Annotated in this window: 4 protein-coding genes; all 4 read right to left on the reverse strand. The window is 32.3% G+C overall.

Annotated elements, in window-relative coordinates; translation table 11 throughout:
- The coding region (locus tag ACMOUI_RS04790; protein ID WP_418964601.1) for a GDP-mannose 4,6-dehydratase at window positions 1-149 on the reverse strand (149 nt) is incomplete at its 3' end.
- Complete coding sequence (gene rfbD / locus ACMOUI_RS04795; protein ID WP_418964598.1) at window positions 149-1,003, reverse strand: dTDP-4-dehydrorhamnose reductase; 855 nt, start codon at window positions 1,001-1,003, stop codon at window positions 149-151. The genes ACMOUI_RS04790 and rfbD, both read right to left, overlap by 1 nt.
- Entirely contained in the window at window positions 1,000-1,581 is a 582-nt protein-coding gene (gene rfbC, locus ACMOUI_RS04800) for a dTDP-4-dehydrorhamnose 3,5-epimerase (RefSeq protein WP_418964599.1), read from the reverse strand. Before rfbC ends, rfbD begins: the two co-directional genes overlap by 4 nt.
- Window positions 1,582-1,583: 2 nt before the next feature.
- Window positions 1,584-2,450, reverse strand: coding sequence for a glucose-1-phosphate thymidylyltransferase RfbA (gene rfbA, locus ACMOUI_RS04805; RefSeq protein ID WP_418964600.1), 867 nt, complete (start codon window positions 2,448-2,450; stop codon window positions 1,584-1,586).
- Window positions 2,451-2,540: the final 90 nt, after the last annotated feature.

Here is a 2,540-nt window from a genome sequence, read left to right on the forward strand (position 1 = left end):
TTTAGTTCCTCTCTAATAGTTCCTAAATTTCCTGCATAAGTTAGTTTATCTAATACAACTAATTTTATATTGTCATGTTTTTCCAACATATATTTAACAAAATTTGCACCAATAAATCCTGCTCCACCTGTTACTAAATAACTTTTCATTATAGTTCCCCCTTCTCTTTTATCTCATTTAAAAATCTATCTATTCCACTTTCCCAAGTTGAAATTTTTTCTCCTATAACTGCTTCTAATTTACTACTATCTAGCTTTGAATATTCAGCTCTTTTAGCAGGAAGTATAAAATCACTACTTTTAGCTCTATTTAGAGTTCCTTTCCATCCTATAGACTCTAAAACATACTTTGCTTGATCATATTTTGAAGCTACTCCACTATTACTCAGATGATATAACCCATAGTTTTTAGTCTCTATTAATTTTAAAGAGTATAGGGCTAAGTCATATGAGTATGTTGGAACTGATACTTGGTCATCAACTATTCCAAGTATATCTCTTGATTTACTCCAATTTATAACCTGTCTATTAAAGTTATTATTTGCTATACCAAATACCCATGATGTTCTTATTACAAAACTTTTATCATAAGCTTCTAGTACTAACTTCTCTCCCTCTGCTTTAGCTTCTGAGTACACTGAAAGTGGAGAAACTGAATCCTCCTCTGTATAAGGAGTTTTTTTGTTTCCATTAAAAACAAAATCTGTGGAGTATGTAGCATAGTCTGCTCCTATCTCTTTTGCAACTATTGCTAAATCTCTTGGAGCATAAGCGTTTAACTTGTAGCATATCTCCCTCTCTTCCTCTGCCTTATCTACATTGTTATATGCCGCACAATTTATAATAAGATTTATATTTTTATCTTTTACAAATTCTCTTACTGCATCTATATCTGTAATATCTAACTCTTTATAATCCGTTGCTATAAAGTCTATATTTTTATCTTTAAATATTCTTTGAAAGTCATATCCTAATTGTCCATTAGCTCCAGTAATCAATATCATCCTATTACCACTCCACTTTCAATAAACTCTTTTAGCGTTTGCTGTTTTCTATCTTTATCAGAAAGTAAAATCTCATCTACTGATAGCCCATACTTTTCAAAATTCCAGTCTATAGCTATATCACTATCATTCCATAACACTCCTGAATCAAACTCTGGTGCATAGTAGTCTGTACACTTATATTGAAACTCTGTATTGTCCTCTAGCGTTAAAAATCCATGTGCAAATCCCGGTGGAATATAGAACATCTTTTTATTATCAGCTGTCAATTCTACTAAAAAATATCTTCCAAAAGTAGAGCTATCTTTTCTAAGGTCCACAGCTACATCTAAAACAGCTCCAGCTGTAACTCTAACTAACTTTCCTTGAGCATGTTTTGTTTGAAAATGAAGCCCTCTTAACACACCTTTTTTAGATTTAGAGTGATTATCTTGGACAAATTCTGCCTCTATTCCAATTTCAAAGAAATCTTTTTTAGAGTAACTCTCCATAAAAAATCCTCTATTGTCTCCAAATACAGTGGGTTCTATTACTATTAAATCCTTTATTCCCGTTTCAACTCTTTTAAATTTACTCATGATTACTCCTTTATTAGATTTATTAAGTATTCTCCATAATGTGATTTCAGTAATGGTTTTGCTAGCTCCTCCACCTTTTCTTTAGATATCCATCCATTTTTATATGCAATCTCCTCTAAACAGGCTACCATTACTCCCTGTCTACTTTGAATAGTTTTTACAAAGTTTGATGCTTCTAAAAGTCCATCATGAGTTCCTGTATCTAACCATGCCATTCCTCTACCAAGACTTAATACATTAAGTGTTTCCTCATTTAAATACATCTCATTTAGTGTTGTTATCTCTAACTCGCCTCTATGAGATGGTTTAACCCTTTTAGCCTTCTCAACTACACTACTATCATAGAAATATAGCCCTGGAATTGCAAAGTTTGACTTTGGATATTCTGGTTTTTCCTCTAAAGAGATTGCCTTTCCATTCTCATCAAACTCTACTACACCAAATGCTTTTGGATTATTTACATAGTATCCAAATATTGTTGCACCTTTATCTCTTTTTGCTGCTTCTCTAACTATTCCTGTAAGTCCGTGTCCATAGAACATATTATCTCCTAGAACTAGAGCACATGCGTCATTTCCTATAAAGTTTTCCCCTATAATAAAGGCTTCTGCAAGACCGTTCGGTTCATCTTGAATTGCATACTCTATTTTTAATCCTAAATTTTTTCCACTGCCTAACAGTTCCTCAAAAGTTCCTATATCTCTAGGTGTTGATATTATTAAAATATCCTTAATTCCTGCTAACATTAAAACAGATAGTGGATAATAGATAAGCGGCTTATCATAAATTGGTGTAATCTGTTTACTAATTGCTTTTGTTACTGGATAAAGTCTTGTTCCTGATCCCCCTGCTAATATAATTCCCTTCATTTAAACCTCCCTTATAGTCCTTGAAATGTATTTACAAACTCTCTATCTTTAAATAGATGAAGAATAAACTTAACAATGCTTCTGCTATAC

The organism is Cetobacterium sp. (genome assembly GCF_048470075.1).
GTDB lineage: Bacteria > Fusobacteriota > Fusobacteriia > Fusobacteriales > Fusobacteriaceae > Cetobacterium_A.